23 protein-coding genes are annotated in these 25,413 nt (G+C 54.3%); 8 read left to right on the forward strand and 15 right to left on the reverse strand.

Annotation, left to right across the window (positions count from 1 at the left end):
- Positions 1-223: 223 nt before the first annotated feature.
- Positions 224-2,404 carry a GAF domain-containing protein gene (locus RHJ02_RS05065; protein WP_310800532.1) on the reverse strand — a complete coding sequence of 727 codons (2,181 nt, stop codon included), beginning with the start codon at positions 2,402-2,404 and terminating at the stop codon, positions 224-226.
- Positions 2,404-2,808 carry a peptide-methionine (R)-S-oxide reductase MsrB gene (gene msrB / locus RHJ02_RS05070; RefSeq protein WP_206201348.1) on the reverse strand — a complete coding sequence of 135 codons (405 nt, stop codon included), beginning with the start codon at positions 2,806-2,808 and terminating at the stop codon, positions 2,404-2,406. Before msrB ends, RHJ02_RS05065 begins: the two co-directional genes overlap by 1 nt.
- A gap of 128 nt (positions 2,809-2,936) precedes the next feature.
- Between msrB and RHJ02_RS05075 the strand changes: the two genes are divergently transcribed.
- Complete coding sequence (locus tag RHJ02_RS05075) at positions 2,937-4,313, forward strand: isochorismate synthase MenF (RefSeq protein WP_206201349.1); 1,377 nt, start codon at positions 2,937-2,939, stop codon at positions 4,311-4,313.
- Here RHJ02_RS05075 and RHJ02_RS05080 read toward each other — a convergent pair.
- The 7 genes from RHJ02_RS05080 to RHJ02_RS05110 all read right to left on the reverse strand — a co-directional run bounded on the left by RHJ02_RS05080 (position 4,310) and on the right by RHJ02_RS05110 (position 9,757).
- Complete coding sequence (locus RHJ02_RS05080) at positions 4,310-4,594, reverse strand: hypothetical protein (RefSeq protein ID WP_206201350.1); 285 nt, start codon at positions 4,592-4,594, stop codon at positions 4,310-4,312. The genes RHJ02_RS05075 and RHJ02_RS05080 overlap by 4 nt on opposite strands.
- Before the next feature lie 202 nt (positions 4,595-4,796).
- Positions 4,797-5,957: a ferredoxin--NADP reductase gene (petH, locus tag RHJ02_RS05085; RefSeq protein ID WP_310800534.1), complete on the reverse strand. Its 1,161-nt coding sequence runs from the start codon at positions 5,955-5,957 to the stop codon at positions 4,797-4,799.
- A 147-nt stretch (positions 5,958-6,104) separates the two neighbouring features.
- Positions 6,105-7,127, reverse strand: a complete 1,023-nt coding sequence (locus tag RHJ02_RS05090; RefSeq protein WP_310800535.1) for a diguanylate cyclase domain-containing protein — start codon at positions 7,125-7,127, stop codon at positions 6,105-6,107.
- A 34-nt stretch (positions 7,128-7,161) separates the two neighbouring features.
- The gene (locus RHJ02_RS05095) at positions 7,162-7,719 is read right to left on the reverse strand and encodes a methanogen output domain 1-containing protein (RefSeq protein WP_206201353.1); all 558 of its coding nucleotides are present in this window, start codon (positions 7,717-7,719) and stop codon (positions 7,162-7,164) included.
- Between the two features lie 151 nt (positions 7,720-7,870).
- Positions 7,871-8,335, reverse strand: coding sequence for a PAM68 family protein (locus RHJ02_RS05100; protein WP_206201354.1), 465 nt, complete (start codon positions 8,333-8,335; stop codon positions 7,871-7,873).
- Positions 8,336-8,340: 5 nt separating this feature from the next.
- The gene (gene rpsO / locus RHJ02_RS05105) at positions 8,341-8,610 is read right to left on the reverse strand and encodes a 30S ribosomal protein S15 (RefSeq protein WP_206201355.1); all 270 of its coding nucleotides are present in this window, start codon (positions 8,608-8,610) and stop codon (positions 8,341-8,343) included.
- Between the two features lie 106 nt (positions 8,611-8,716).
- Positions 8,717-9,757 (reverse strand): LysR family transcriptional regulator, encoded by a 1,041-nt coding sequence (locus RHJ02_RS05110; protein WP_310744911.1) that lies wholly within the window; start codon positions 9,755-9,757, stop codon positions 8,717-8,719.
- Between the two features lie 398 nt (positions 9,758-10,155).
- On the opposite strand from RHJ02_RS05110, the gene RHJ02_RS05115 reads away from it, so the two are divergent.
- Positions 10,156-12,333, forward strand: coding sequence for a CHASE2 domain-containing serine/threonine-protein kinase (locus RHJ02_RS05115; protein ID WP_310800536.1), 2,178 nt, complete (start codon positions 10,156-10,158; stop codon positions 12,331-12,333).
- On the forward strand, positions 12,330-12,590 hold the full coding sequence (locus tag RHJ02_RS05120) for a FeoA family protein (protein ID WP_310744192.1): 261 nt from the start codon (positions 12,330-12,332) through the stop codon (positions 12,588-12,590). Before RHJ02_RS05115 ends, RHJ02_RS05120 begins: the two co-directional genes overlap by 4 nt.
- On the opposite strand, the gene RHJ02_RS05125 is transcribed toward RHJ02_RS05120, so the two are convergent.
- The 5 genes from RHJ02_RS05125 to RHJ02_RS05145 form a co-directional block, all read right to left on the reverse strand.
- Positions 12,573-14,204, reverse strand: coding sequence for a CTP synthase (locus RHJ02_RS05125; RefSeq protein WP_206201359.1), 1,632 nt, complete (start codon positions 14,202-14,204; stop codon positions 12,573-12,575). The genes RHJ02_RS05120 and RHJ02_RS05125 overlap by 18 nt on opposite strands.
- A gap of 79 nt (positions 14,205-14,283) precedes the next feature.
- Positions 14,284-14,628: a helix-turn-helix transcriptional regulator gene (locus RHJ02_RS05130; RefSeq protein WP_206201360.1), complete on the reverse strand. Its 345-nt coding sequence runs from the start codon at positions 14,626-14,628 to the stop codon at positions 14,284-14,286.
- Positions 14,629-14,745: 117 nt separating this feature from the next.
- On the reverse strand, positions 14,746-16,431 hold the full coding sequence (locus RHJ02_RS05135) for a B12-binding domain-containing radical SAM protein (protein ID WP_206201361.1): 1,686 nt from the start codon (positions 16,429-16,431) through the stop codon (positions 14,746-14,748).
- Positions 16,432-16,500: 69 nt separating this feature from the next.
- Entirely contained in the window at positions 16,501-17,286 is a 786-nt protein-coding gene (gene cpdA, locus RHJ02_RS05140; RefSeq protein WP_310438436.1) for a 3',5'-cyclic-AMP phosphodiesterase, read from the reverse strand.
- 62 nt (positions 17,287-17,348) lie between these two features.
- Positions 17,349-18,287, reverse strand: a complete 939-nt coding sequence (locus tag RHJ02_RS05145; RefSeq protein ID WP_399364969.1) for a DMT family transporter — start codon at positions 18,285-18,287, stop codon at positions 17,349-17,351.
- A 221-nt stretch (positions 18,288-18,508) separates the two neighbouring features.
- On the opposite strand from RHJ02_RS05145, the gene RHJ02_RS05150 reads away from it, so the two are divergent.
- The 4 genes from RHJ02_RS05150 to RHJ02_RS05165 are packed head-to-tail and all read left to right on the forward strand — an operon-like array spanning position 18,509 to position 23,473.
- Positions 18,509-20,413: a hypothetical protein gene (locus RHJ02_RS05150; protein WP_310822161.1), complete on the forward strand. Its 1,905-nt coding sequence runs from the start codon at positions 18,509-18,511 to the stop codon at positions 20,411-20,413.
- Between the two features lie 53 nt (positions 20,414-20,466).
- The gene (locus tag RHJ02_RS05155; RefSeq protein WP_310800538.1) at positions 20,467-22,275 is read left to right on the forward strand and encodes a proline--tRNA ligase; all 1,809 of its coding nucleotides are present in this window, start codon (positions 20,467-20,469) and stop codon (positions 22,273-22,275) included.
- Positions 22,272-22,901, forward strand: a complete 630-nt coding sequence (locus RHJ02_RS05160) for a methyltransferase domain-containing protein (RefSeq protein ID WP_310454325.1) — start codon at positions 22,272-22,274, stop codon at positions 22,899-22,901. The genes RHJ02_RS05155 and RHJ02_RS05160 overlap by 4 nt, the downstream gene beginning before the upstream one ends.
- Positions 22,901-23,473 (forward strand): hypothetical protein, encoded by a 573-nt coding sequence (locus RHJ02_RS05165; protein ID WP_310822162.1) that lies wholly within the window; start codon positions 22,901-22,903, stop codon positions 23,471-23,473. Before RHJ02_RS05160 ends, RHJ02_RS05165 begins: the two co-directional genes overlap by 1 nt.
- On the opposite strand, the gene murA is transcribed toward RHJ02_RS05165, so the two are convergent.
- Positions 23,429-24,748: a UDP-N-acetylglucosamine 1-carboxyvinyltransferase gene (murA, locus tag RHJ02_RS05170; protein ID WP_206201368.1), complete on the reverse strand. Its 1,320-nt coding sequence runs from the start codon at positions 24,746-24,748 to the stop codon at positions 23,429-23,431. The two genes, RHJ02_RS05165 and murA, sit on opposite strands and share 45 nt — an antisense overlap.
- A gap of 129 nt (positions 24,749-24,877) precedes the next feature.
- Between murA and RHJ02_RS05175 the strand changes: the two genes are divergently transcribed.
- Positions 24,878-25,309 carry a hypothetical protein gene (locus RHJ02_RS05175; RefSeq protein WP_302679035.1) on the forward strand — a complete coding sequence of 144 codons (432 nt, stop codon included), beginning with the start codon at positions 24,878-24,880 and terminating at the stop codon, positions 25,307-25,309.
- Positions 25,310-25,413 lie beyond the last annotated feature (104 nt).

Raw genomic sequence — 25,413 nt, forward strand, 5'->3', positions numbered from 1 at the left:
CGGAGTCACCGCGACAGGTCAGAGGGATAAAAGCCAGATGATATGTTTCATGTCTTAACAATCCTAGTTTCGTGGCTAAAAGGGAACCTATGCACAAACGCCCACGAGAGTTGAGTTAAAACAGAAAGGTTCAACTGGCCATTTTACAGGAAACCGGGAGAAAACGATGAAGTTGGCCTTAAGTCTCTCGCTTTTCCTTGGGTTTGTCAAGGGTAACAATGCTCTAAATTGGGTTGGCTAAGGGAATCCGAAACCAAAACGTCGCTCCCTGCGCATCGCCCTCTTTGACGCCGATTTCACCCCCATGAGCGATAATAATTTCTCGGCAGAGATACAGACCTAAACCAATGCCCGTGCGATGGTGGTTTGCACCGCCACGATAATAGAGATCAAAAAGGTGCGATCGCTGGTCAGGGCGGATGCCGACGCCATTATCCTTGACGGTGCAGTAAAGGCTATCTCCCTGTTCCTCTGCCGTCAGGGTGATGGTGATCCCGGGACGATTGTGTTTGAGGGCGTTGGTGATCAAATTCTCATAGACTCGCCGCAGTTGCATAGGATCAACAGGCACAAGGGGCAACGTGGGGGGGATATCAAGTTTCACGGTGGCTTTATTTTTCTGGAGCAGCGGTTGTAGCTCCGCCAAGATCTCCTTGACAAGCGTGGCTAAGGATGTGGGGGCGATCGCCAAAGAGAGGGAAGGTTGCTGATCCACGTCAATATGCAGCAGTGTTTCAATCAGATGTAGTTGCCGCTGCTGGCTATGCTGAATACAGGTCAAGGTGCTGCGGGGCACAGGAATCGTGTCGCTGGTGTTGTTCTGCAAGAGATGGTTAATGACCATCAGGGTACCTAGGACAGGGGTGCGTAAATCATGGGACACGGCGTGCAAAAAGACATCCTTGAGGTGGTTGAGTTCCTCTAGTTCACGCATTTTTTGCTGCAACTGCTCGGTACGCTCGGCCACCTGCTGTTCCAAATTGGCATTTAAGGCCGCCAGTTGTTGATAAAGTTCTGCTTGTTGCAGGGCGATCGCCACCTGAGTCGCCAACTGCTCCAAAAAAGCGCGCTCGTAGGGCTGCCACTCTCGCGGGCGGTCACATTGGTGGACTCCCAGTAAAAAGCACGGGCCCTGGGGCTGATGTTGGATCGGAATCAGCAGACAAGACTGGATATGGTGCGCTGCATACACCTGTCGCAGATGGGGATCAAGCATTTCCCGCTCCCAGGAGAGTGTGGCCGGTGTGGTCAGCAGCCGTGAACGGTAATGCACGTTTTGCAGGAGAGCCTCAAGATTCGTGTGCCACTGGGGCGCCATCGCCGCCGCCACCACTTGAATCTCCTCTGTCCTCGGATCAAAAGAGACAATAAACACGCGATCGCTGAGGAGATAGCGGCGCACTTCCACCACCGTGGTATTGAGAATCTCTGGCAATTCCAGCGTTTGGCGAATGCGCAGGGCAATTTCCGCCAGCAGTTGTTGCCGTTGGGCAGCCAATTGTACGTTCTGTTCAGCGGTTTTGCGTTGGGTAATATCCCGTATTCCCACCACCCTCGCCCAGCGCCCCCGATAGAGAATGGATTTTCCCTGAACCTCAACAATCAGTGCTTCACCACTTTTGGTGCGAGCAAGGGCTTCAAAGGGAACATCAATGGGCTGCTGAATTCGCTCTAAAATCAGCGATCGCGCCTCTGGATGGGTCAGCAACAACACCGACTGCCCCACTAGTTCTGAAGCCGTATAACCAAACAGCCGTTCAGTTGCGGCGTTGACATCAAGAATTGTCCCCTGCTCATGGATGATTACTGCCTCAGAGGTGGCTTGAAAGAAGGTGGCTAAGCGGGCTTCACTTTCCTCTAGTGCTCTGAGGGCACGGTGGCGATCGCGACTTTCCACCACCAAAGACACCAGATCCGCGAGGGAAGCGGCAAACTGCTCTTCGGCAATAGTCCACTGGCGGGGTGAACCAATGTGTTCGTGGCAGAGGATGCCAATCATGCTCCCTTCAACCCAAATCGGCACATCCAACAGCGAGGTAATGCCAAGAGGTTCTAAATAGGTCTTGCGAAACTCCCGCGTGCGGGGATCGTGCCAAGCGTCATGGGCCGTAATGGTGCGCTCCTGTTCAAGGGCAGCAAAATAGTCGGGGTAATGACTAGCAGTGAGGGTCATCCCCACCGTAAAGGCCTGGGGCGACTGCTGAAACAACTGCACACATTGAATTTGCTGGCGATCGCCCGAATAAAACCACAGACTCACCCGTGCCACATTGAGACTGCGGGCACTCGTCCAGAGAATGTCCTGCAAAATCTCCTCAAAGTTTGCCCCATGGAACGGCTGCCGCCGCGCCAGTTCTACCAAAATGCGGTTGAGACTTTGCAGTTGTTCAATCACGGGGGTCATCAAGAGGCGGCAGAGTCAGGGATAAATTCCAGTGCCGCTGAGTTAATGCAGTAGCGCAGTCCCGTGGGTGGCGGGCCATCCTCAAAGACATGGCCAAGGTGGGCATCACAGACATTACAGAGAACTTCTGTGCGCACCATGCCATGGGACAGATCCCGCTCCATGCGGATATTTTTGGGGTCAAGGGGTTGCCAAAAACTCGGCCAGCCACTGCCAGAGTCATACTTGGTCTCAGAGCGAAAGAGCGGCGTGCCACAGCAGACACAGCGATAGAGTCCGGGCTTTTTGTTGTTCCAGTAGCAGCCCGTAAAGGCGCGCTCCGTTCCCTTCTTGCGGGTGACATAGTACTGCTCAGGGGTAAGTTGAGCTTGCCATTCCGCATCTGTTTTCACAACCTTAGCCATGTTTGCCTCAGAAATAGACCGTGATCCTACTCCTCAGCATACTTAGGCAGACAGGGAAGTTCCAGTCTTTTTGCCAAAGGTTCCCTGCCAAGGGGAAAATGTAAGGGCAATCTTGACCTTGTTTGGTTATGCCCGTTTCGCTGCCCCTTACTTTTGATTTGGCCTCTGAGTCCGAGTTTTATACTCAGGTCAGCGCTGGAATGCAGGCAGCACAGCAGGCCAATTGTCAGTTCCTCAGTTTAGGCATCTCCTTACCCACCGTTGATCCCCTGATGCTGTTGGCTGGCCTGATGCAGGTCAGTGGCGAAAGTGAGCATTTTTACCTTGAGCAAGCGGGAGAGATTGTTGCTGCCTGTGGTGCGGTGGCGACCCGCAGTGTTCAGGGACATCAACGGTTTGGGGAACTCCAGCGTTTTAGTGAACAAATCCTCAGCCGAGTGTGGGCGATCGCTCCAGCCGAACCGCGCCTGTTCTGTCAATTTAGTTTTTGGGATCACCTAGGCTCTAACTGGGGGTTCTTACCCCGCTGGCAGGTGATTCAGCGTCTGGATCAGGTTTGGCTCACCCTTAGTTGTGCCTTAGAGACCAGTACACCCCATCGCCTCTGGCAAGACTGGCAACTAGTGCAGCGGGCACTGACCCACATTCTGGCTGATCCGCCCCCCTGTCCACCACCACTGGCGATCGCTCTTCCGCCTCTAGCTGAGCAATACGGGCAATTTATTACCAGTGTCCAGCAGGCTCTCAAGCTCCTTGAGGAGGGAGACCTCGAAAAATTGGTTTTGGCCGCTGCCCTCACCCTAGAGCAGCCTCAGGGGTTCAACTGGCTGGGAACGTTGCAAAATCTGCGTCAGCAGTACGCCAATTGCTACATCTTTAGTGTTGGCCAAGAGCGGCAGCAGGTCTTTTTGGGGGCGAGTCCCGAACGCTTGGTCAAGATTGCCGATGGCGTTCTCTGTGCCGATGCTTTGGCGGGTTCCCGTCCCCGTGGGCAAACCCAACAGGAGGATCAAAGCCTGCGCAATGGCCTTTACCACAGCCCCAAGGAACGCTACGAGCATCAGGTCATTGTTGAATTTCTCTGCCAAACCCTCCAACAGTTGGGCATGACCTGTGAGGTGCCTCCCAAACCGCACATCCTTGAGCTAAGTCATATCCAACATCTGCAAACGCTGATTCAGGCCCCGCTGCCGCAACCCATTCATATTCTCCAAGGGGTGGCGGCCTTACATCCAACGCCCGCAGTGGCGGGGTATCCTGCTTCACGGGCACAGGACTGGCTGCGGCAACTGGAACCCTTTGATCGCAATGGTTATGCTGCTCCCCTTGGTTGGGTGACACCCAGCGGAGAAGGGGAATTCATTGTCGGAATTCGCTCTGCCCACCTTCAGGGCAACCATGCCCATCTTTTTGCTGGGGCGGGGATTGTCAAAGGCTCTCACCCGGAACGGGAATGGCAGGAAATCCTGTGGAAATTTCAGACGATGATCTCAGCTTTGGCTTAGCGCAGGGGGGGCTGTTTTTTGCTCATCGTCAGCATCGGCAAGGGCTGGGAGGATTGGGGCGGCAGCGCATACTGGGGCACTTTCTCAGGGAGAGGACGTTCGGGCGATCGCTGGAGCAGGCGATAGAGCAGCGCGCTGCCCATCAAACCTAGACCCAATAGCAGCAGACCGTTGTAGCCCCCCACGCCACCAATGGTCGAATCCACACCTCCCATTAGCAGAAGGAAGGCGGAGATGGGTTCTTTACGGTAGGCTTTGCGCAGAAAGCGAGGATAAATCATAGGCGATCGCTGGGTACTCACCATTAGAAGAATACGAGAATGCTCATGACTTGGCGTTAAATAGGTTACATTTTAGCGACCCTACGCCACACATTGATTTCTCAGTAACAGCTCGATCAGGTGATTTACTTCTATCCTGACAGATCCAAAGGGCACTTGGCATTGAGGAAAAAAGGGGGCGATCGCCCCCCAACTGATCTCCCTAGTAGGTTTCCACGTGCCAACGGCCTTCTTTTTTGAGCGTGCCCTTGAGGAACTCTTGCCAATCGGCACCATTTTTGGCTGCCGCTGCTGCCATTGCTTCATCAATACCCGGCTCCATCCCCTTCAGACCACAAATATACACATGGGTGTTTTTCTTCTGCAGGAGTTGCCAGATTTCATCCGCATGCTCAGCAATGCGACCTTGGATGTACATCTTGCCGCCGTCGGGGGTTTTCTGCTCACGGCTAATGGCATAGGTGAGGCGGAACTGATCGGGATACTTTGCCTGCAGTTCTTCTAACTCATCCTTGTAGAGGATATTCGCGGTATAGGCAACGCCAAAGAAGAGCCATGCCAGACCCTTGAATTGATAGTCTGGATTATTTTCTTTGAACATGCGCCACAAAAAGGCACGGAAGGGGGCAATCCCCGTTCCTGTTGCCAACATAATGATCGTTGCTTCTGGATCATCGGGCAGGAGCATTTCCTTACCCACGGGCCCAGTGATTTTCACTTCATCGCCAGGTTGCAGTTGGTTCAGGTAAGAAGAACAGACCCCATAGATGGTTTCGCCGGTTTCTTTGTCCTTGTACTCTAGGCGCCGCACACACAGGGAGACGGTTTTATCATCTTGAAAGTCGCCGTGGCGGGTCGAGGCAATCGAGTAGAGGCGCAGCTTGTGGGGTTTGCCGTTGGCGTCAGTACCCGCAGGAATAATGCCAATACTTTGGCCTTCGAGATAGCGCAACTCGGTACCAGAGATGTCAAAGATGATATGCTTGACGGTTCCCTCGCCCCCTTCGCGCACCAACTCTTCATTGGAAATGACCTTACCAACGCAGGGATTATTGGGACGATAGATATTGACGGGAATATCAACTTTCTTTTCTTTAACAGGGGCAGTACCATTATTGGATACGGGTTCCGTGGTGGCAGCCAAGGGCGCAGCTGTACCATCGAGGGGTTGAATGCTGACAATTTTGCCCCCCCAGCGGGTAATCTGCTGCATAAACTGATTCATGCGGTCATAGGGAACGTTGAAAAATTGACTGCCACTGTTGCGGATGGCATAGTCGGTTTTATCGGTTTCGGCATTTTGTCGCAGTCCCACCACTTCATAGCGAAACATCCGACTGCCAGAATTCGTCGCATTGTACATGGGCTACACAATCTCCAAAAATTTACTCAGCTTTACATTCTGCAACACAACGTCCCAACCGCGATCAACTATCACGTTTTGGCTAGGGGATTGCCGTGCTTTGGCCACCCACATTATATCTAGCAGGGGCAGCTACAGGGGCTTTCCCTAGGGGTAGGACTGAATTTCTTGGCTGGAAGAGACAGGCGCACTCAGCCAAGCATAGGTTTGTAACACATAGCGATCGCGCCCTGAGCGTTTGGCCTCGTACAAGGCAGCATCAGCAGTCGCTACCAGCTCCGCCATTGGGCAGTCCCTAAGGGTGGCGCTCACGATGCAAATGCCGGCACTGACGGTGAGGTAGGGTTGCACTGGTGAACTGGCATGGGGAATCCCTAGGCTGCGAATGTAGTTAAAAATCCGCTCTAAAACACAAATGGCAACATCATGGTGGGTGTGGCGCAACAGGAGAATAAACTCTTCACCGCCATAGCGAGCCACGAGATCAGCTTCCCGCACTTGGGATTTAATGGCGTGGGCTACCCGTTGCAGGGCGCGATCGCCCGCCAGATGGCCATAGGTGTCGTTGTAGCGCTTGAAGTGGTCAATATCCAGCAGGGCAATGGCAAAGGGGGTATGGGTGGTGGCCGATTCCCGCCAAGCTGTCCGCAGACAGGCTTCAAAGGCACGGCGATTTGCCAATTTAGTCAGGCTATCTTGCTGTGAGACCCCCTGTAGGTGGCGATTTTCCGCCTCTAGCTGTTTTTGCCGCTGCTGTAGCTCCACAATTAGAGCTGTTTGCCGGGCCATTTGCTCTTGCAAGCGCTGAAACTGCTGCCGTTGGACGATGAACTGTCGCAGAAAACGGGGCTGGCGAAACAGGCGCAGGAGAATCAAGGGGGGCTGGCAACGGTGGATACCCACGGCTTCCACTTCGATTTTTTGTCCTTGGTGGCTGCGGAGGCTGCCGGGTACCATTTGGGTGGCTTGCTGCCAAAGGGGCAGCCATTGATGCAGTTTCTCTGGCGGGGTGACCACCAGTTCACTGAGGCTGCGACCCAGAACGTTGCCGCCGAAAAATTCACGACCGCTAGGGTTAATGGCCACAATTTGGCCTTGGACATTCATGACCAGCGTTGGCTCTGGCAACAGATCGATCCATGCGCCAATATCGAGTGTAAAGTCGCTCATCTTAACCCCGCCGGAATGTAAGGACTTGACTGGCTTAGACTGACTCAATGCGATAGTATTCTCGCCCCTTGGCCGCTGAGGCCGCAGCAGTAGGTTGGGTATAGATCACCACGTGGCACCCTTGATCCCCATTGGCGATCGCCTTTTCAATACAGACCTTGGCATAGCCCAAATGGTGCGCCACAATCACGCCAAACACATTTGAGGTCATCATGCACAACGAGGGATGACCCACCACGCCACTGCCAAGGGGACAACGCTGATTCCCTAAGATAATACGTTCCTCATCCTGCTCAATCAGGAAAAATCCCCCTTCAATGCGATTTTTGAGATCCACAAGAATTTGGGCAACCGTCTTGGCATCAAGGGGGCGATCGCCAAGGGCTTGAGTGTAGAGAGCGTTGATTTGATTGCCCATTTGCTGCCCTACAAGGGCAATAAACCCAGAGGCATCATCGAGACCCACGACATCTTCTAGCGTCTCCGCTACCAACCCCAGCAAATTTTGCAGAAAGATCGAGGACTGTAGGCTGATTTGCAGATTCCCTATCTCTATGGGAGTCTCAACAGGGGACGGTTCAGTGGCTGTCATGGGTAGTGCCCTCAGGGAACGGCGGTTAAGCGACCCTCACTGCCCGAGTGTATAGTAAATAAATCGAGAAAAGCAACTGGAATTCATCAAGAATTCTTTATACTTTTTTGATTTTTTAATCAGAAGCTGCTCCTCGTCTCAAGGGGTGCGCTCACTCGGCATTTTGCGATCGCTGAGCCTGATAGGCCTGCCAACTCTCGACCACACGACCAAAATTGGTGCGAAACTCTCGCCAGCCGAGCCAACTTCCCTGCTCGTGCTCATCCCAAGACGCAGAAAGAATGCCATAGCTCAGTCCCAGCGCCCCAAGGCCAAACAGGCCTAAGCTAACGATAACCACTGCCACATTGGGCAACTTGAACCAGCCCTCGTGGACGACCAAATAGCTCAGGGGAAACGTCATCAATCCCAAAAGCGTGGGGGTACCGCAGCAGATTGCCATCCGGGTAACCATGCGTTGGCTGACAATTTCTGGAATACCTGTACTTTTTTTGGCTGGCTTGGCTGGGGATTTTGGGGTATTAGAACGGACGGCTGCGGCAGCAGGAGCTTTGGCAGACTTGGTTGCTCCTTTTTTCTTTTTAGGCTCAAAAGGCAGATCCGACCGTTTTGCCATTGTCTTTAACCCCGAATTCCTAGACGTTCAATGAGTTGGCGATAGCGCTGGGCATCGTGGCGATGGATATAGGCCAGTAGCCGCTTGCGACGGCCAATAATTTTCAGCAGTCCTCGGCGAGAGGCGTGATCTTTTTTATTCGCCTTGAGATGCTCAGAAAGCTGCTTGATCCGCTCCGTGAGGATGGCAACTTGGACATCCGCAGAGCCAGTATCGGTACCGTGGATCTGGTAGGTGTTGATGATTTCTTGTTTAATGTCGTGTTGCAGGGCCATGGTCATCAGTTATGAACAGCGCGATCTATTATCATACTCCGATCTTTTGAAATAATAAACTCTCCTGAGCGCGACTATTCTGCCTGTTGGCTGCCACTGCGTCGCCCTAAGAATTACTGACATTGGTGCTGTTGTCCTCAAGGGGGGCGATCGTCAGCAGTTCCTTAAGGGGTTTTTCACTATCGGAGATGGGGGACTTGGCCGTTGTCAGTTCTGTATCAATGGCAAAGGTGGCGAATTGGGTGAGAATTTCACGGCAGAAGACCTCGGCTGCCCGCGATCGGTAGCGATTGGGATTGGTAATCAGTGACAGGGTGCGTTTCACCACCACATTTTCGATACCCATCCGCCGTAGGCTCCCCAGTTGTAACTCCTTCTCAATGGCGGAAATGGAGACAAAGGCAGCCCCCAAGCCCGACTGCACGGCGTTTTTAATCGCCTCAATGGAATTCAGCTCCATCTCCACCTTCAGGCGGCGGGGGTCAATGTTGGCGCGCTGCAGCACCTGATCAATCACCTTGCGAATGGTGGATTGGGCATCGAGAGCAATAAAGCCCAGCTTGTACAAGTCTTCTTTGGTGAGGGTTTCAGCACTAGCCAAGGGATGATCCACGGGTAAAACCAGTGCCAGTTCATCCTCCGCATAGGGGGTGACGGTAATTTGCTCGCTGAGTTCTGAGGGAACTTCACCACCAATAATTGCCAGATCAATTTGACCGTTGACCAAGCTCCAGCAGGTGCGGCGGGTGGAATGCACATGCAGTTGAACAGCGACTTCGGGATATTTGCTGCGAAACAGGCCAATCATGCGGGGCATCAGGTAGGTGCCGGTGGTTTGGCTGGCTCCAATGATCAATGTCCCCCCCTGCAATTTTTGTAAGTCTTCGATGGCACGGCAGGCTTCATGGCACAGGGAGAGAATTTGATCGCCGTAAGCCAGTAGGAGTTGTCCGGCTTCGGTGAGTTGGGCACGGCGTCCCCCGCGGTCAAATAGGGGAACATCCAGTTGGCGCTCAAGGTTTTGCACCTGTAAACTCACTGCGGGTTGGGAGACGTAAAGGCTGTCAGCGGCTCGCTTAAAGCTTCCTTCGAGGGCGATCGCCTTCAGGATGCGCAATTGATCAAGGGAAAAGGGCAGTTCGGACATAGGCATTGAGGCCATAGGCGTGCCACTAAGAGGCGTTTTTCTGAACTTATCAGGAATCATGCCCAATTGATATCTATCCCCGCACAAGAAGGCTGAGTTTGGCGTGCCAATGATGCAAAATAGCACATCTGAAACCTATTGTAAGGGTTCAGTTTCCCCCGCGCGATCGCTGACTTTTGTTACATGTTGTTACATTATTGCGCTGGGGAGCGAGCGATCGCCATCTAGCACCAAGAATCTAGCACCAAGAGAACAGTTGCCTCTATTGGCTGCTTCTTAACCCCCTATCCCGTTGCTCATCCCCTAGCAGCAGCGGAAAGGAAAGATGGCGGTTCGCTAAAATCGGTCTAGCGATGCTCTCAAGGCGCCGCTGCACAATTGCGCGAGGAGTTGAAATCGTGCCCTACCCTTGGCCAAAATGGCTGCCGATGCCGGTTGTTGCCACCACACTGGGAGTAGCCGCTGTGGTGATCGGTGTGCGCCAACTGGGACTGCTTCAGCCGTCGGAACTGAGTCTGTATGACTTCTATGTGCGATCGCAACCCGCCCGTGACCCTGATTCGCGTATCCTGACGGTGCTGGTAACGGAGCAGGACATCCAAGCCCAAAAAACGTGGCCCCTGCCGGATGCTACCGTTGCCGATCTCCTCACCCGCCTCAATGCCGCTAGCCCGCGTGCCATTGGCTTGGATATTTTCCGCGATTTGCCCCACCCCCCCGCCCACGACGCGCTGCAAAACATGATTCGCATCAACCCGCGCATTATTCCAGTGTGCAAATCAACGGGGGAAACAGCGGAGCAACCCGAAGTGCCGCCACCACCCAGTATTCCCGCAGCACAGGTGCCAGAGCGAGTGGGCTTTGCCGATATCCCCCTCGATAATGATGGTGTCATTCGCCGCAATCTATTTGTGATCAGCAATCCTAAGGCGCAGCGGTGTACAACGCCCTTTTCCTTTGCCCTGATGCTGGCACTGCGTTACCTAGAACAAGACCCCGCTCAGACTATCAAACTCGATGACAAGGGTTTGACGCTCAATGATGTGCATTTTCCCCTCCTCAGCAGCGATGCCGGTGGCTATGTGGGGGTGGACGATCGCGGCATGCAAACCCTGCTGAAGTACCGCTCACGCACCGCAGTGGGGCCAACGGTTTCCCTAACGGATGTACTGACTGGACGAGTGAGCGAAGACCTGATTCGCGATCGCGTCGTTTTGATTGGGGTGTCTGCGCCGAGCATCAAGGATATTTTCCTCACCCCCTATAGCGGTAGTGATGCCGTGACGCAGCAAATGCCGGGGGTGGTTGTTCATGGCCAGATGGTGAGTCAATTCCTGAGTGCGGCCCTCGACGGCGAAAGTCCCATTTGGTATTGGCCGCTGCCGGTGGTGCTTGGCTGGATTCTGCTGTGGGCTGGGGTGGGCAGTGTCCTTGGCTGGTGGTTGCGGCAACCGCTGTGGTTGGGGGGCGCGGTAGTGGGGGGACTCATTGTCCTTTTTGGTGGCGGGTTTGGCATTTTTGTGATCGGGAGTGGCTGGATTCCCGTGGTGCCGCCGGCGATCGCCCTGGTGCTCAGCAGTGTCGGCATGGTTGGCTATGTGAGTTATCAAGCGCAGCAGGAGCAAAAATCTTTCCAAGAAAAAGTACAGGAACAGGAAAAAGCCTTGGCGCTGTTGCGATCGCTGATGGCCGAGGATACGGCAGCCCTCAATGCAGCCCTGCGAGAACCCACAGAAATTACCGGCAAACCCCGTTCTCTCCTCAGTGGTCGCTACAAAATCCAAAAAGTCTTGGGGTCAGGGGGCTTTGGCCGCACCTATTTGGCTCAGGATACCCAGCGACCGGGGAACCCCCTCTGTGTGGTCAAGCATTTGCGACCGGGACGCACCGATGAGCGCTTTATGCAGGTGGCGCGACGGCTCTTTCATACCGAAGCAGAAATCCTTGAAAAGTTAGGACGCCACGATCAAATTCCCCTCTTGCTGGCCTATGTTGAGGAAAATCAGGAATTCTATCTAGTGCAGGAGTTTATTGATGGTGCTTCCCTAAGTGAGGAGCTGAAACGCAAACACACGGAAGCCGAAGCCACCCAACTCCTACGGGAAATCTTGGAAGTGCTGAGTTTTGTCCACAGTCACTATGTGATTCACCGCGATATTAAGCCCGACAATATTATTCGCCGTGCCAGCGATCGCAAGCTGGTGCTGATTGACTTTGGAGCGGTGAAACAAATTCAACCCCAAGAAGTGAAGCAAACCCAAGGGAGCACCGTGATTATTGGCACAATGGGCTACGCCCCCCCCGAACAACTCTCTGGACAGCCCACCCTCAGCAGCGATATTTACGCTGTGGGTATGATTGTGCTGCAGGCTTTAACGGGGATTAAACCCCGCGACCTTCCCCGAGACCCCCGCACGGGTGAAGTGGATTGGCAACAGTGCGTTACAGTCAGTGAGCGGCTAGCGGCAGTGCTAAATAAAATGGTGAAGTTTAACTTTAGCGATCGCTATCCCTCCGCCAAGGAAGCCCTTCAGGACGTGCGGCGCTTGGGAACCCCTGCTGCATCTGTTTCATGAGGCGGTCTGTGTTGCTGTCTGAACTGCCCCTTGGGACGCTGGCACGCATCACTGCCATTGAGGGAACCCCCGCTTGGCAACGCCGCCTTGCAGCCGTGGGATTGACGGTCGGCCAAACCGTCACCCTGTTGCGTCGTGCCCCCTTCAGTCAAACCTTGGCCGTACGGGTGGGTGCCCTGACCGATGTGGCCATACGGGCAACAGATGCTAGCACTATCCTTGTGGAACCGCTACGAAATCTAGAGGCTTGGGACTAACTGGGCATCCTCACGGTTAGAATCCTTGGCTGCTGCTGCCAGCAAACCGTAAAAGAGAGGATGAGGCGCATTGGGACGGGAACGAAACTCGGGGTGAAACTGCACCGCAATAAAGAAGGGGTGAGCCGGATACTCGATAATTTCTACTAAGCGGCCATCAGGCGAGGTGCCCGTAATTTGATAGCCCGTTTCCAAAAAAAGGCTGCGATAGGCATTATTAAACTCGTAGCGATGGCGGTGCCGCTCGTAGATGACCGTCTCCCCATAGAGCTTTTCGGCAAGGGAATTGGAGGCTAGGCGGCAGGCATACAAGCCCAAGCGCATCGTTCCCCCCAAATCCACAATGTCCTGCTGTTCGGGCAACAGGTGAATCACGGGATGGGGGGTATTGGCATCAAACTCAGCACTGTTGGCATTTTCTAAGCCCGCAATATGGCGTGCCCACTCAATGACGGCACACTGCATCCCCAAGCACAGCCCTAAAAAGGGAATCCCCTGCTCACGGGCGTACTGAATAGCCGCAATTTTCCCTTCGACCCCGCGGATGCCAAAGCCCCCCGGCACAACGATGGCCGCCACATTGCTGAGGGCATTTTCCACCCCGTTTTCAACCACTTCCTCGGAGTTGACCCAGCGGATCCGTAGTTCTTGATCAAGGGCGATCGCCGAGTGCCGCAGGGCTTCCACCACCGAAAGATAGGCATCACTGAGGCGGACATATTTGCCCACAATCGCCACCTCTAAGGGGGTATGGGAACGGTAGAGCCGCTCCACCAGAGCCTGCCACTGACTGAGATCCGGTTGCCGTTGCTCCAAGTTCAAAAGACTCAAAACTTGGGTGGCTAACCCTTCGCGCTCAAGCAGCAGGGGCACTTCATAAATACTTTTGGCATCCGGCGAGGGAATGACACATTCCACAGGAACATCACAAAATTGGGAGAGCTTTTCTTTAATGCCGGGGACAAGGGGGCGATCGCAACGACAGATCAGAATATCCGGCTGAATCCCAATGGAGCGCAATTCCTTCACCGAGTGCTGGGTGGGTTTGGTTTTCATTTCCCCTGCCGAGGGAATCCAAGGCACCAAGGTTACATGCATAAACAGCACATGGTGCCGCCCCACCTCCGTGCGAAACTGACGGATGGCCTCTAGAAAGGGCAGCGACTCAATATCGCCAACGGTTCCCCCAATTTCAATGATCACCACATCGGGGTTTTTGTCCTTCGCTACCCGCAGAATGCGTTCTTTAATCTCATTCGTAATGTGGGGGATGACCTGCACTGTTCCCCCCATATAGTCGCCGCGTCGCTCTTTGTTAATCACCGCTTGGTAAATGGATCCCGTCGTGACGCTATTGAGGCGGGACATGGGGGTATCCGTAAAGCGCTCGTAGTGCCCCAAGTCCAAATCCGTTTCGGCACCATCGTCGGTGACAAACACTTCCCCGTGCTGGAAGGGACTCATCGTGCCTGGATCCACATTGATGTAGGGATCCAGCTTGAGAATTGACACGGAATACTGCCGCGATTTCAAGAGGCGGCCCAGACTGGCGGCAACAATTCCCTTACCAATGCTGGAGACAACACCGCCGGTCACAAAAACATATTTCGTCATTGCTAAATGCTAGTGGTGAGCCGCAAAGGGCATACTCGTAACACGTACGCCACTATTCTCGCATATTGGGGCATGGCGCCTAGGAGAAATTGTGCACCAATTCCTTGACCATTTGGGATTGCTCTTCAATCCGCTGCTTCAGCCGCTGACACACCAGATCACACAGCGGAAAGATCGTCGGGTCAGCAATTTCGTAATAGACGGTAACCCCTTGGGGCTGGCGCCGCACCAGACCTGCCTGAGCAAGGGTTTTCAAGTGCTTTGAGACATTGGCCTGCCCCAAGCCCGTTTCCTGAATAATCTCCGAGACATTGCGTCGTCCCTGTTTCAGGGCACAGAGCACTTGCAGCCGACTCGGTTCCGCCAGCACTTTGAAATAGTCGGCAACGTGGACGAGTAACTCAGGGGAAGGGAGATCAACCATAGGGGATATCGCACACTAGAGACACAGATCAAGATAACTTAGCTTAATGATTCTATTATATGACTGTACAGTAAATAAAGCAGCCCACCCTAGGGATGGGGAATGCTGCGAGGAGCGTTAGCGCAGCTTCACTGGCAACTTGATGGCCGATTTGGGTGAGGTGGCCGTTGTGTTTTTTTGCCGTAGCCGTTGGGCATAGAAGGACGCCGCCTCATCCCCACGGGCACATTCTTGGGCAAAGTTAATCAGATGATGCCCCACCACACCCACGTGGATCACTTGTTCAATTTGGCCTTTTTTCAGGGCCGGCCCTGCCAGTTTCCAGAAGGTCTTGCGGTAGCTGCCCCAAAGCCCCACGTGCCAGAGGAGATTTTTCATGATCCGCAGTCCCCGCAGGATATTTTCGCGGCTGAGGCGAGCTGGGCTATTCGGCACTGCAATGCGGTTGGGATAGGTGTGTTCCATTTGATAGGCAAACCGCTCGTAGAGAAATTCGGGTTCATAGGCCGTTGTGATGGTGCGGCGCCACATTTCCACCACCTCTTCGTAGGGCATGAGGAACTCAACATTGGACTCGCGGTTTTCATCATGGTTGAGGCGACCTTCTGCTTCCAGCCGGCGCCAGAGAGGCGTACGCGGTAGAGCGTGTAGCAGGTTAATTGTCAGAGTGGGAATGTGGGAGGCGCGAATAAACTCAAGGATGCGATCGCCCGTTTGGGGTGTATCGGTATCAAAGCCAATAATGATCCCAGAAACCACTTCCATGCCGTAACGATTGAGGGTTTGCACCGCCTGCAAAATCGGCATACTTAGATTTTGATCCTTGTGGATGGCGTGGAGGGCTTCAGGTTCCGGGGTTTCAATGCCACAGAAAATGGTACAGAAATAGGCCTCCCGCATCATTTCTAGGAGTTTTGGGCTTTGGGCAATGTTCAGGGTCGCTTCGCAGGCAAATTGCAGCGGGTAGCCATTGGCCCTTTGCCAGTGAATGAGGTGCGGCAGTAATTCGGTCACCGCGCGGCGATTGCCAATAAAGTTATCGTCAACGAAATAGACCGCCCCCGGATTCCCAGAAGCCAGCATTGTATCCAGTTCCTTGAGGATTTGCTGCGGCGTTTTCAGGCGCGGATTGCGGCCATAGAGTTCGGGAATATCACAAAACTCACAGCGAAAGGGACAGCCACTAGAAAACTGCACACTGCCGAGGAAGTAATTTTCCATGCGCACGTGCTGGTAGGCAGGCACAGGAAATTCACTCAGGGGTAACCGTGCCGTGGTTTCAAAGATCAGTTGTTGGGGCGGGCGCTGGCTGCCGTACTCGTCAAAGTAAGCAATCATTTTATCGGTGGCATCCCCCAGTTCCCCTAGGTGGAGAATATCCACATCGGGATAGTATTCCGGACAACTGGAGACCGAAGGCCCGCCGAGGGCAGTGAGTTTACCGTGACGATGGGCAATGTCGTTGATTTCTAAAATTTGTGGCCGCTGAATGTGCATGCCGCTAGTAATGACAATATCAGCCCAAGCATAGTCAGCATCGGTTGCTGGCCGTACATTTTCATCAATCAGGCGCACTTCCCAAGATTCTGGAAGATAGGCGGCCACCAACAAAATCCCTTGGGGTGGCATAAAGGCGCGCACCGTGCCCATGAGGGGGTAGGCGTGGTGAAAGGTGCCAAAGGAGCGGCTATAGCGGGGGAAAATGCAGAGAATACGGCGATGATTGCGGGGGGTATAGGGGACTCGACCACTGGTCATCTCGGGAACCGGTTTAATCTCATCGGTGCTCCGACTGAGGTTCATAGCCCACCACTCCTACCTACACGCACTTTTCAATAGGTATAGCCTACAAATGTGTCTATCGCCTAGGTTTTAGTACCCTTTGGCACTAAAGTCCAATGTGAGGGGAATCTCAACCCGCTCAATGTGGGTTCTAAAGGTGCCATCGGGGTATAACGACAGATGACGAAAACCGGGACCAATGGGTTCAAGGGAAAATTCAGGGGCGCGAGGCAAAAACTGGATACAGGTGGAGGGGCAGCCGAGATACATTACCCCTTGCCGCTCGGTGACAAATTCCTGATGAATATGGCCAAAGAGGACAAGCTTCACCTGCGGATGGCGATCCAAAACAGCAAAAAGGTGCTCAGGGTTTTGTAGGCGGCTACTATCAAGCCATGGGGCACCGGTCTCAAAGGGGGGATGGTGCAGGGCAATGAATGTGGGGCGATCGCCCCCGCGACTCAAGGTTGCCTCTAGCCAGCTTAAGGTTTCAGGACGCAATTCACCATGGACTTTGCCATCCGCTTGGGAACTGAGGAGCAGGCCTTGCCAAGTCCCAAGATTGATCTGGCGATCGCCCCTCAGCGGCGGACGTTCCAGCGCCGGCAGCATTACCCTTGGTTCATCATGGTTACCGGGAATCCAATATACGGGACAGGTAAAGTCCCTGAAAGCAGTGGCCAAACGGTCGTAGGTGGTGGCAACGGGTTCCTGTGCCAAGTCTCCCGTCAACAGCAGGGCAGCAGGGGCATGACGGTGAATTACCCCTAAAACAGCAGCTAGGGATTGAGCCGTGGGCAGGCCAAGGAGTCTGCCTTCATCTGTGGCAAATAGATGCAGATCTGATAACTGGATCAGGTGAAAGGGATCATTCATAGACTTGCTGGGGTGTGGGGACGCTGGGCAGGAAACTGACCTATTTGACTGAGGTTAATCGACTACTTTTGATCGACTACTTTAACGCTGACCGAAGTTGCCGATTCCCGCAAGCGGGCGGGTAAGGGGAGTTGTTGCCACCACCGCCCAAGCACTTGGCGCTGATTGATGATGTAAATGCTCATGAGCGTTAGCCCCACCCCCACCAACTGAACCTGACTCAGGGTTTCCCCTAAGAACCAATGCCCAAAGGTGAGGGCAAATACTGGGGTGAGAAAGGTCAGGGCACTGAGACTAGTCAGATTCCCCTTGGCAGCGAAATAGAAAAAGACACCGTAGGACAGGGCACTACCGAAGAGGGTGGCATAGCCCAAATTAAAGACATCCGGCCACTGTAGAGCCGCCCAAGGTGCTGGGGTATTCAGGCTCGGCAAGAGCAAGAGGGGCAACCCGCCCAAGACCATGTGCCAGCCGGTAGCCACAACGGGATCCGCATAGCGTGCCAAGGGACGCATGAGAATGGTTCCCACGGCCATTGAGAGGGCAGCCAACAGCATCCACAGTTCACCTCGCTGCCACCACTGTCCCCAAGGAATACCTTGCCATGCGCTGGGTTGATGGAGCAACGTCAAGAGATCATCGCCTAGACCAATACCACTAATGCCCACTAAGCCAAGAAATAACCCCAGCCAGCCCCAGCCGCCAACGCGCTCTTGATATAGCCAGCGGGACAGCAATGCCACCGCAAGGGGTTGGGAGTCAATCATGACAGAACCCAGCCCGGCTCCCGTTTTTGCTAAGCCAGTGGCCAGAAACCCCTGAAATAAAAAGCCATCCACAAGGGCAAAAAGACTAATCCATCCCCACGCCCGTAAGCTATTGGGTTGGGGCTTACCGAGGGCGATCGCCACCGCTAAAACCAACAGGCCTGCGGGCACAAGGCGCACACCGGCAACCCACAGCGGCGAGGTATGGGGCATCACCTCTTTCATGGCCACCATGGCAGTTCCCCAAAAGAAAAAGGGGGAAATTAAAATCAAGCGTTGCCAGAGTGCGGTCACAGGCGTTGCAAAATCAGGAGAAATGTTAAGGATTATTGCGATTCGTATCCTTAAATTATAATCCTGCCGTGGGAAACGGCAACTTCAGGAGGGAATTGCCAAGTTGATTTGCTATAACAAGTTCTAACGACCTCCCTAGCATCCTAGGGAAATTGCAGGCAGTGGGTGAGGAGCCGCAGCAGGAAATGAAAGCACTAGAGGTTTGGCAACGGTGGTTCCGGCAGGTTCCTAAGTCAGCGGAGCCAGCGATCGCCCCTGCGGTAACAACAGCTGTTGAATCTATTCCCTCCCGCTGGCAAGCCTATCGTCAACGACTCATGGCATATGAGGGGTGGCCTTGGCTCATCCCCTTTTTAATCTCCGGCGTAACCCTGATGACCGCCAGTGCTTGGCTATTGGTTTTACCCCCCTTGCCCGATTGTCGTCACTCCGGCCTCGTCATGAGCGATGGCGATCGCCTCTACTGTGCCGATCAAGCCGCCCTCCACGGCAACTTACCCTCTCTGGCTCAAGCCATTGAAACCGTCAGTCAGTGGCCCGAAGATCACCCCCTGTTTCCCCAAGCAAAGCGGCGTGTGGATGAATGGTCAGCCGCCCTACTCGTGATTGCCCGCCAACAGTTGAGCCAAGGCAATATTGATCTGGCAACGCTGCTCCTGAAAAAAATCCCCACCACCGCAGCGAGCTACTCCCAAGCTCAAGAGCTACTGACCGCAACGAATGTGGGAGAAGGGGGAAACTTATTGGCCACGGCAGAGGCGGCGCTGCGCCAGCAGGACTGGGGGTTGGCATTACTGCAAGTGAAACTGATGAACCAGTTGGGCACCGACTACTGGCGCGAACAGGCACAAAAGCTCTCGGTGCGTATCTCCCAAGAACAGGATGCGTGGGTGCAATTGGTGCAGGCACGGGATTTGGCGGCTTGGTTAACAGCCAATGAACTGGCCGAGGCGGTCATGCTGGCTCTGCAAATTCCCCCCGAGGCGGTTGTTTATTCCCAAGCCCAAGCGGATATTCGCCGTTGGATTCCTGAAGTGTTTGTGTACGCTGAAGAACGCTTAACGGCAGGTGATCGCGAGGGTGCCCTAGCACTGATTGAAAAAATTGCCCCCGCTCTCGATGTGTCCTACCACGATCGCCCGATTGTCATCTTGGGGCAGGCCAAAGCCCTTGCGGCCAAGGGAACGGTTTTGGGCTACTGGGAAGCGATCGCCCGCGTGCAGCAGATTCCCACCACGGATCCCTTCTATGAATCGGCTCAGGCCTACCTCAAAACATGGCAGCAGCAGTTGCGCAACCAGCAGCATCTTCAGTGGGCATCGTGGCTCGCCAATTCTCATCTGCGCTGGGGGTATGCCTTGGCCATTGCTCAAGCTCGGCAGGTGCCCCTTGGTCAGCCGGAACGGGGTCAAGCCCAAGGTTTGATTGCCCTTTGGCAGCGGGATCTGCGTACGATTAATGAGCAGCCCTTGCTCCATGCGGCGATCGCCCTCGCAGAACAGAAACAGTATCAGGCCGCCCTAGGGGTTCTGCAATACTTCCCCAGCAATGCTGTGCTTGCTTCTGTAGTGGCCAACTACCGCAACGAGTGGCAGGAAAAACTGGAAGAAATTGAGGATCGTCCGATTCTGGATCAAGCGATTCGCTTGGCACGGGAAGGCAAACTAGAGGAAGCCATTCAAACCGCTGAGCAAATTGGTTCTGGGCGCGCCCTCTACCGTGAAGCCCTCAATCGCATCTGGCAGTGGGACTATGAACTCAGCGTGCGCCAACGTCAACAGGCAGCACCCACGCCCGCTTGGTGGGAAAGCCCCCCCAGTCCCCCTGAAAGGACTTCTGAACCAGTAACCGAACCAGAATCAGTGCCGCCGGCCACACCCACCCCTGAAGCCACTGCTGCTCCTAAGCCGACACCTGAGACATCTCCAACGCCTACGCCCACCCCTGAAACCACCGTTGCTCCTACCCCTGCCAGTCCTGCACCGACACCTGAGGCCACGGTTGCCCCGATGCCGACACCTATTCAACCGCCAGCAGTAGACCCCGAACCAACGGCTACCCCCTAGCGATCGCTGGTCATCGTAAAATAGAGGCTCTGTGCAGTATCGGTAGCCCAGCTATGCGCCTCTCGCAAATGCTTTTTGTCACGCTTCGCGAGGATCCAGCGGAAGCGGAAATTCCCAGCCACAAATTGCTCCTGCGGGCGGGGTATATTCGACGGATTGCCAGTGGCATCTATAGCTATCTGCCCTTGATGTGGCGAGTGCTGCAAAAAGTGAGCGCCATTGTCCGTGAGGAAATGAACCGCAGTGGTGCCTTGGAATGTTTGCTGCCGCAATTACAACCCGCTGAACTGTGGCAAGAGTCGGGACGCTGGGATACCTATACCAAGGCCGAAGGGATCATGTTTTCCCTCACCGATCGCGCTGAGCGGCAGTTGGGACTAGGGCCGACCCATGAAGAGGTCATCACCACCCTCGCTAAGGACTTGATTCGCTCCTATCGTCAGTTGCCCGTTCACCTGTACCAAATTCAAACCAAATTCCGCGATGAGATTCGCCCGCGATTTGGTCTGATGCGGGGACGAGAATTCATTATGAAGGACGGCTACTCCTTCCATGCCGATGTGGCCAGCCTCAAGGAAACCTATCAGGTGATGTACGACACCTATAGCCGTATTCTTCAGCGCTGTGGCCTGACGTTTCGAGCCGTGGAGGCGGATTCGGGTGCCATTGGCGGATCGGGATCCCATGAGTTTATGGTGCTGGCTGCCGCTGGCGAAGATGAAGTGCTCTATACGGCTGACGGCCAATATGCCGCCAATGTGGAAAAGGCCGTTTCGCTGCCCCCTGACGCGGTGCCCACAACTTACAAAAAGGTGGCGACACTAGATACCCCCAATACAGCAACCATTGATGCCCTTGTTGAGCACTTGCAGTGCCATCCGACGCAAATTGTCAAAAATGTCCTCTATCGAACGGTTTTCGATAATGGGCGGGTGGGTCTCGTGTTGGTGAGTATTCGCGGCGATCAAGAGGTGAATAGCGTCAAGCTGCACAACACCCTCACTTCCCTTGCGCCCAACTACGGGGCAACGAAATTGCTGGATCTGCGGGTGGCGGATGCCAATACCGCCCAAGAGTGGGCAGCCACCCCCATTCCCTTTGGTTACATTGGCCCTGACATAGAGGACGGCGTTATTAAAGCCGATCCCCAGATCATTCCCCACTGGATTCGCATTGCCGATCACACCGTAACGGAGTTAAAGCGGTTTATTACAGGAGCCAATCGCGATCAACAGCACCGTGTCGGTGTCAATTGGGGCAAATCCTGTCCATTACCGGCCATTGTCGCCGATGTTCGCAAAGCCCAAGCCGGCGATCGCGCCTGCCACGATCCAACACAGCACCTAGAGACCGCCCGTGGCATTGAAATTGGCCATATTTTCCAGTTGGGGACAAAGTACTCTGAGGCAATGAAGGCCACCTACACCAATGAACAGGGGGAAGAGGTGCCACTGGTGATGGGCTGCTATGGCATTGGGGTTTCCCGCTTGGCTCAGGCGGCGGTGGAGCAGCACCACGATCCACAGGGCATTATTTGGCCGCTGGCGATCGCCCCCTATCAAGTGATCATTGTCGTTCCCAACATCGAGGATGGGCAGCAAATGCAGGTGGCCACTGACCTCTACGATCAGCTTCAGGCGGCAGGAATTGAGGTGCTCCTCGACGATCGCGATGAGCGGGCAGGGGTGAAATTCAAAGATGCGGATCTCATTGGCATTCCCTATCGCCTAGTGACGGGGCGGGCGATCGCCAATGGTGAAGTGGAACTCGTGATCCGCGCAAGCGGTGCCAAATCCACCCTCCCTATAAGCGAAGTTGTTCGTTATCTTCAAAAGGAGATTGCTCAGCAGTTAGGTCGATGATTCTCAATCCCTACCAGCGCACGAAACTGGATAGCCGCAGCGATGATCTCTTTTACGCGGCACCGCGCTTTGTTACCCACGTGGATGATTTCTTTCTTGCCCGCCTCACGGATCTCTACCGCCAATACTTAAAGCCACAACTGCGGGTTTTGGACTTAATGAGTAGTTGGGTGTCCCATCTACCACCAGAGCTATCCTTTGCGGAAGTGGTGGGCCATGGGATGAATGCGGCGGAGCTAGCCCGCAACCCCCGCTTGGATCGTTATTTCGTTCAGAATCTTAATGAAGAGTTGGCCTTGCCCCTAGAGGATGCCAGTTTTGATGCTGTCTTGATGGCGGTGTCGGTGCAGTACCTCCAGTATCCTGAGGCCACTTTTACAGAAATTGCCCGTATCCTCAACCCCCAAGGGGTGGTCATTGTCAGCTTCTCGAATCGCATGTTTTTTGAGAAGGCGATTCAGGCGTGGCGAGAGGGTACCGAGGGCGATCGCGTGCGCTTGGTGCAAACCTACATTGATAGCATTCCCTCCCTCAAGGTGGTAGAAACTCAGCTGCCCCGTCGCTGGCCTTGGCTGGGATTTACTGATCCTTTCTATGCTGTCGTGGGTCAAAAGCAGTCGGCGTGATGGTCAGAGGAGGCGTCTATGAGCAGTTTCGCGGTGCCCTCCTTGGACTTCTGTGGGGCATCGCTAAAGAGGATATCTATCTAGCCCAGACACTACCCCACCAATGGTTAACCCCCAACCAAGGGGAGTGGCCCGTTCAGCTGCCGCAGTTGTTGGCATCATGGAATCAACCTTTGATCTCAGTCCCCGCGGCGTTGCAGGAGATTCAGACCCTGCTCCATGAATACCTCGCGGCGGCTTGGGCACCTGAGCCTTTGGCCGTACCTCTAGAGAGAGGAGAGGTGATCCGCTATGCCTTGGCGATCGCCCCGTGGGACTTAGAATTAGCCCATGAAATTGTTATCAAGCAGCAACCCAGTGCTGGTCTTCTCTTAAGCTGTCTTTTTGGTGCCTATTGGGGGGCATTAGCCTTACCCCTCAGAGCCTGGGAGTATTGGACGCCGACAGTGGCTGCGGTGCTGGGGAACGTGATGATGCAATGGACAGGGGGTATGGGAACCGAGATGGCACTTGCCCCCAAGGACGGACTAAAACACTGGAGAAGGGGCTGTACTCGGAACATAACGCTCTAGCTGTGCACCCAAACCCCGCAGCTTGGCTTCAATTTGCCAGTAGCCCCGATCTAAGTGCTGCAAGCCATAGACGTGGGTTTCGCCGTGGGCAGCCAGTCCAGCAACGACTAAAGCCGCTGTGGCACGCAAATCCGTACCTGTTACCGGTGCACCCGAAAGATAGGGCACCCCTCGGATGGCAGCGTGATTTCCCTTGACGCGAATGTCGGCGCCCATGCGATTGAGTTCAGCCACATGGCCAAAGCGATTTTCAAACACCGTTTCGCTGACTAAACTATTCCCCTCACTGATGGCCAGCAACGTCATCATCAAGGCCTGCATATCCGTGGGAAAGCCAGGGTAGGGGAGCGTTTCAATGTCGGTGGCACGATAGCGCTGCGCAGGGGTAAAGCGGACACGGGTGGGATCGGGAAATTCAATCCTCGCTCCCATTTCTTCCAGTTTGGCAACCACAGGTGTTAGGTGACTGGGAATGACCGGTGCCAATGTAATGGCCGAGCGGGTGACGGCAGCCGCCAAGAGAAATGTGCCCGCTTCAATGCGATCGGGGATAATTTCGTATTCAGTGCCGTGGAGGCGATCGACCCCAACAATGGTAATCGAATTGGTGCCTGCCCCATAGATTTTTGCCCCCATGGCGATACAGAAGTTGGCCAAATCCACCACTTCCGGTTCTTGAGCGGCATTTTCAATCGTGGTTTCCCCCTCGGCAAGGGTGGCGGCCATCATCAGGGTTTCCGTTGCACCAACGCTGGGATAGTCCAAATAGATGCGGGTTCCCTTCAGTTTGGGGGCACTGGCGGTAACAACACCGTGGTCAATCGTGACTTCGGCTCCCATCGCTTGCAGACCGCGCACATGCAGTTCCACCGGACGAGCGCCAATAGCGCAGCCGCCGGGCAAGGGAACACGAGCAATCCCCAACCGTGCCACCAATGGACCAATGGCAAAGAAACTCGCCCGCAGTTGGCTGACCAAACTATAGGGGGGATCATTGGTATTTAATTCCGTGGCATCAATGGCGATCGCTTCACTACCGAGGCGGTGTACCTTGACCCCCAATGCCTGTAAAATTTCCCCAAGGCGACGAATATCCGCTAAGTCAGGCACTGCACGAAGAATGGTTGTATCCGCTGCTAAGAGTGCCGCCGCCATCAAGACTAATGCTGAATTCTTGGCTCCGCTAATCCTCACCTCCCCCGATAACCGATAGCCCCCCTGAATCTTGAGGTGTGCCTGCTCTGTGGTCAGCGGCGTTGCGGTCGAGGTTAGCATATTTCACTCTCACAGCCAAAAGAATTCCAAGCGATTATATCCTATCAGTGCGAATTTTATGCAAAGATCAGTATTAACAAAAGAGGGACAAATGCACGCCTGTTGTTTTGCAAATAATTTAAGGATTGGATGGAACACCAAAACCTCAGCGATTTACTGCGGCAAGAGGCAGCTAAACAGCGTCAAGCGCCCAGCAAGCGGAGTCGACACCAGCCCACCAAGGCAGAACTAGAGCAAGAACTGGCCGCCCTCAAAGCAGCGTTAGCAGCGGCAGAAGCTGAGAAAACCGCTCACAGTACCCAGATAGAGCAACTGCAACAGGAAGTGCAAACGTGGCGCGATCGCGCCCAAGCCCTCGAAACTGAGCTTCAGAACCTCCAAACCCGCCATCAGACCCTAGAAGCCGAATTTGAAGAGGCCAAAGAAGTCATTCGCCAACTCACGGCGCCTCAGCCCTACCGCTTTGAGGATGTGGGATTTAAACCCCTTGTTAATGAAGTTCCCATCCCCAATCCCAATGCCTCTCCCCTTGGGGATGCGGAAATTGGTTGGTTTGATTAGGGATTGCCCAAGGGATTGGCAGACTCTTTGAGAAGATTAAAAAAATGTAAAGGCAGATAAATCAATTATTAAAATTCCCGCAGCGGTAGTCTAATGTACATTTC

This window comes from Thermosynechococcus sp. TG215 (assembly GCF_031583455.1).
Classification (GTDB): Bacteria; Cyanobacteriota; Cyanobacteriia; order Thermosynechococcales; family Thermosynechococcaceae; genus Thermosynechococcus.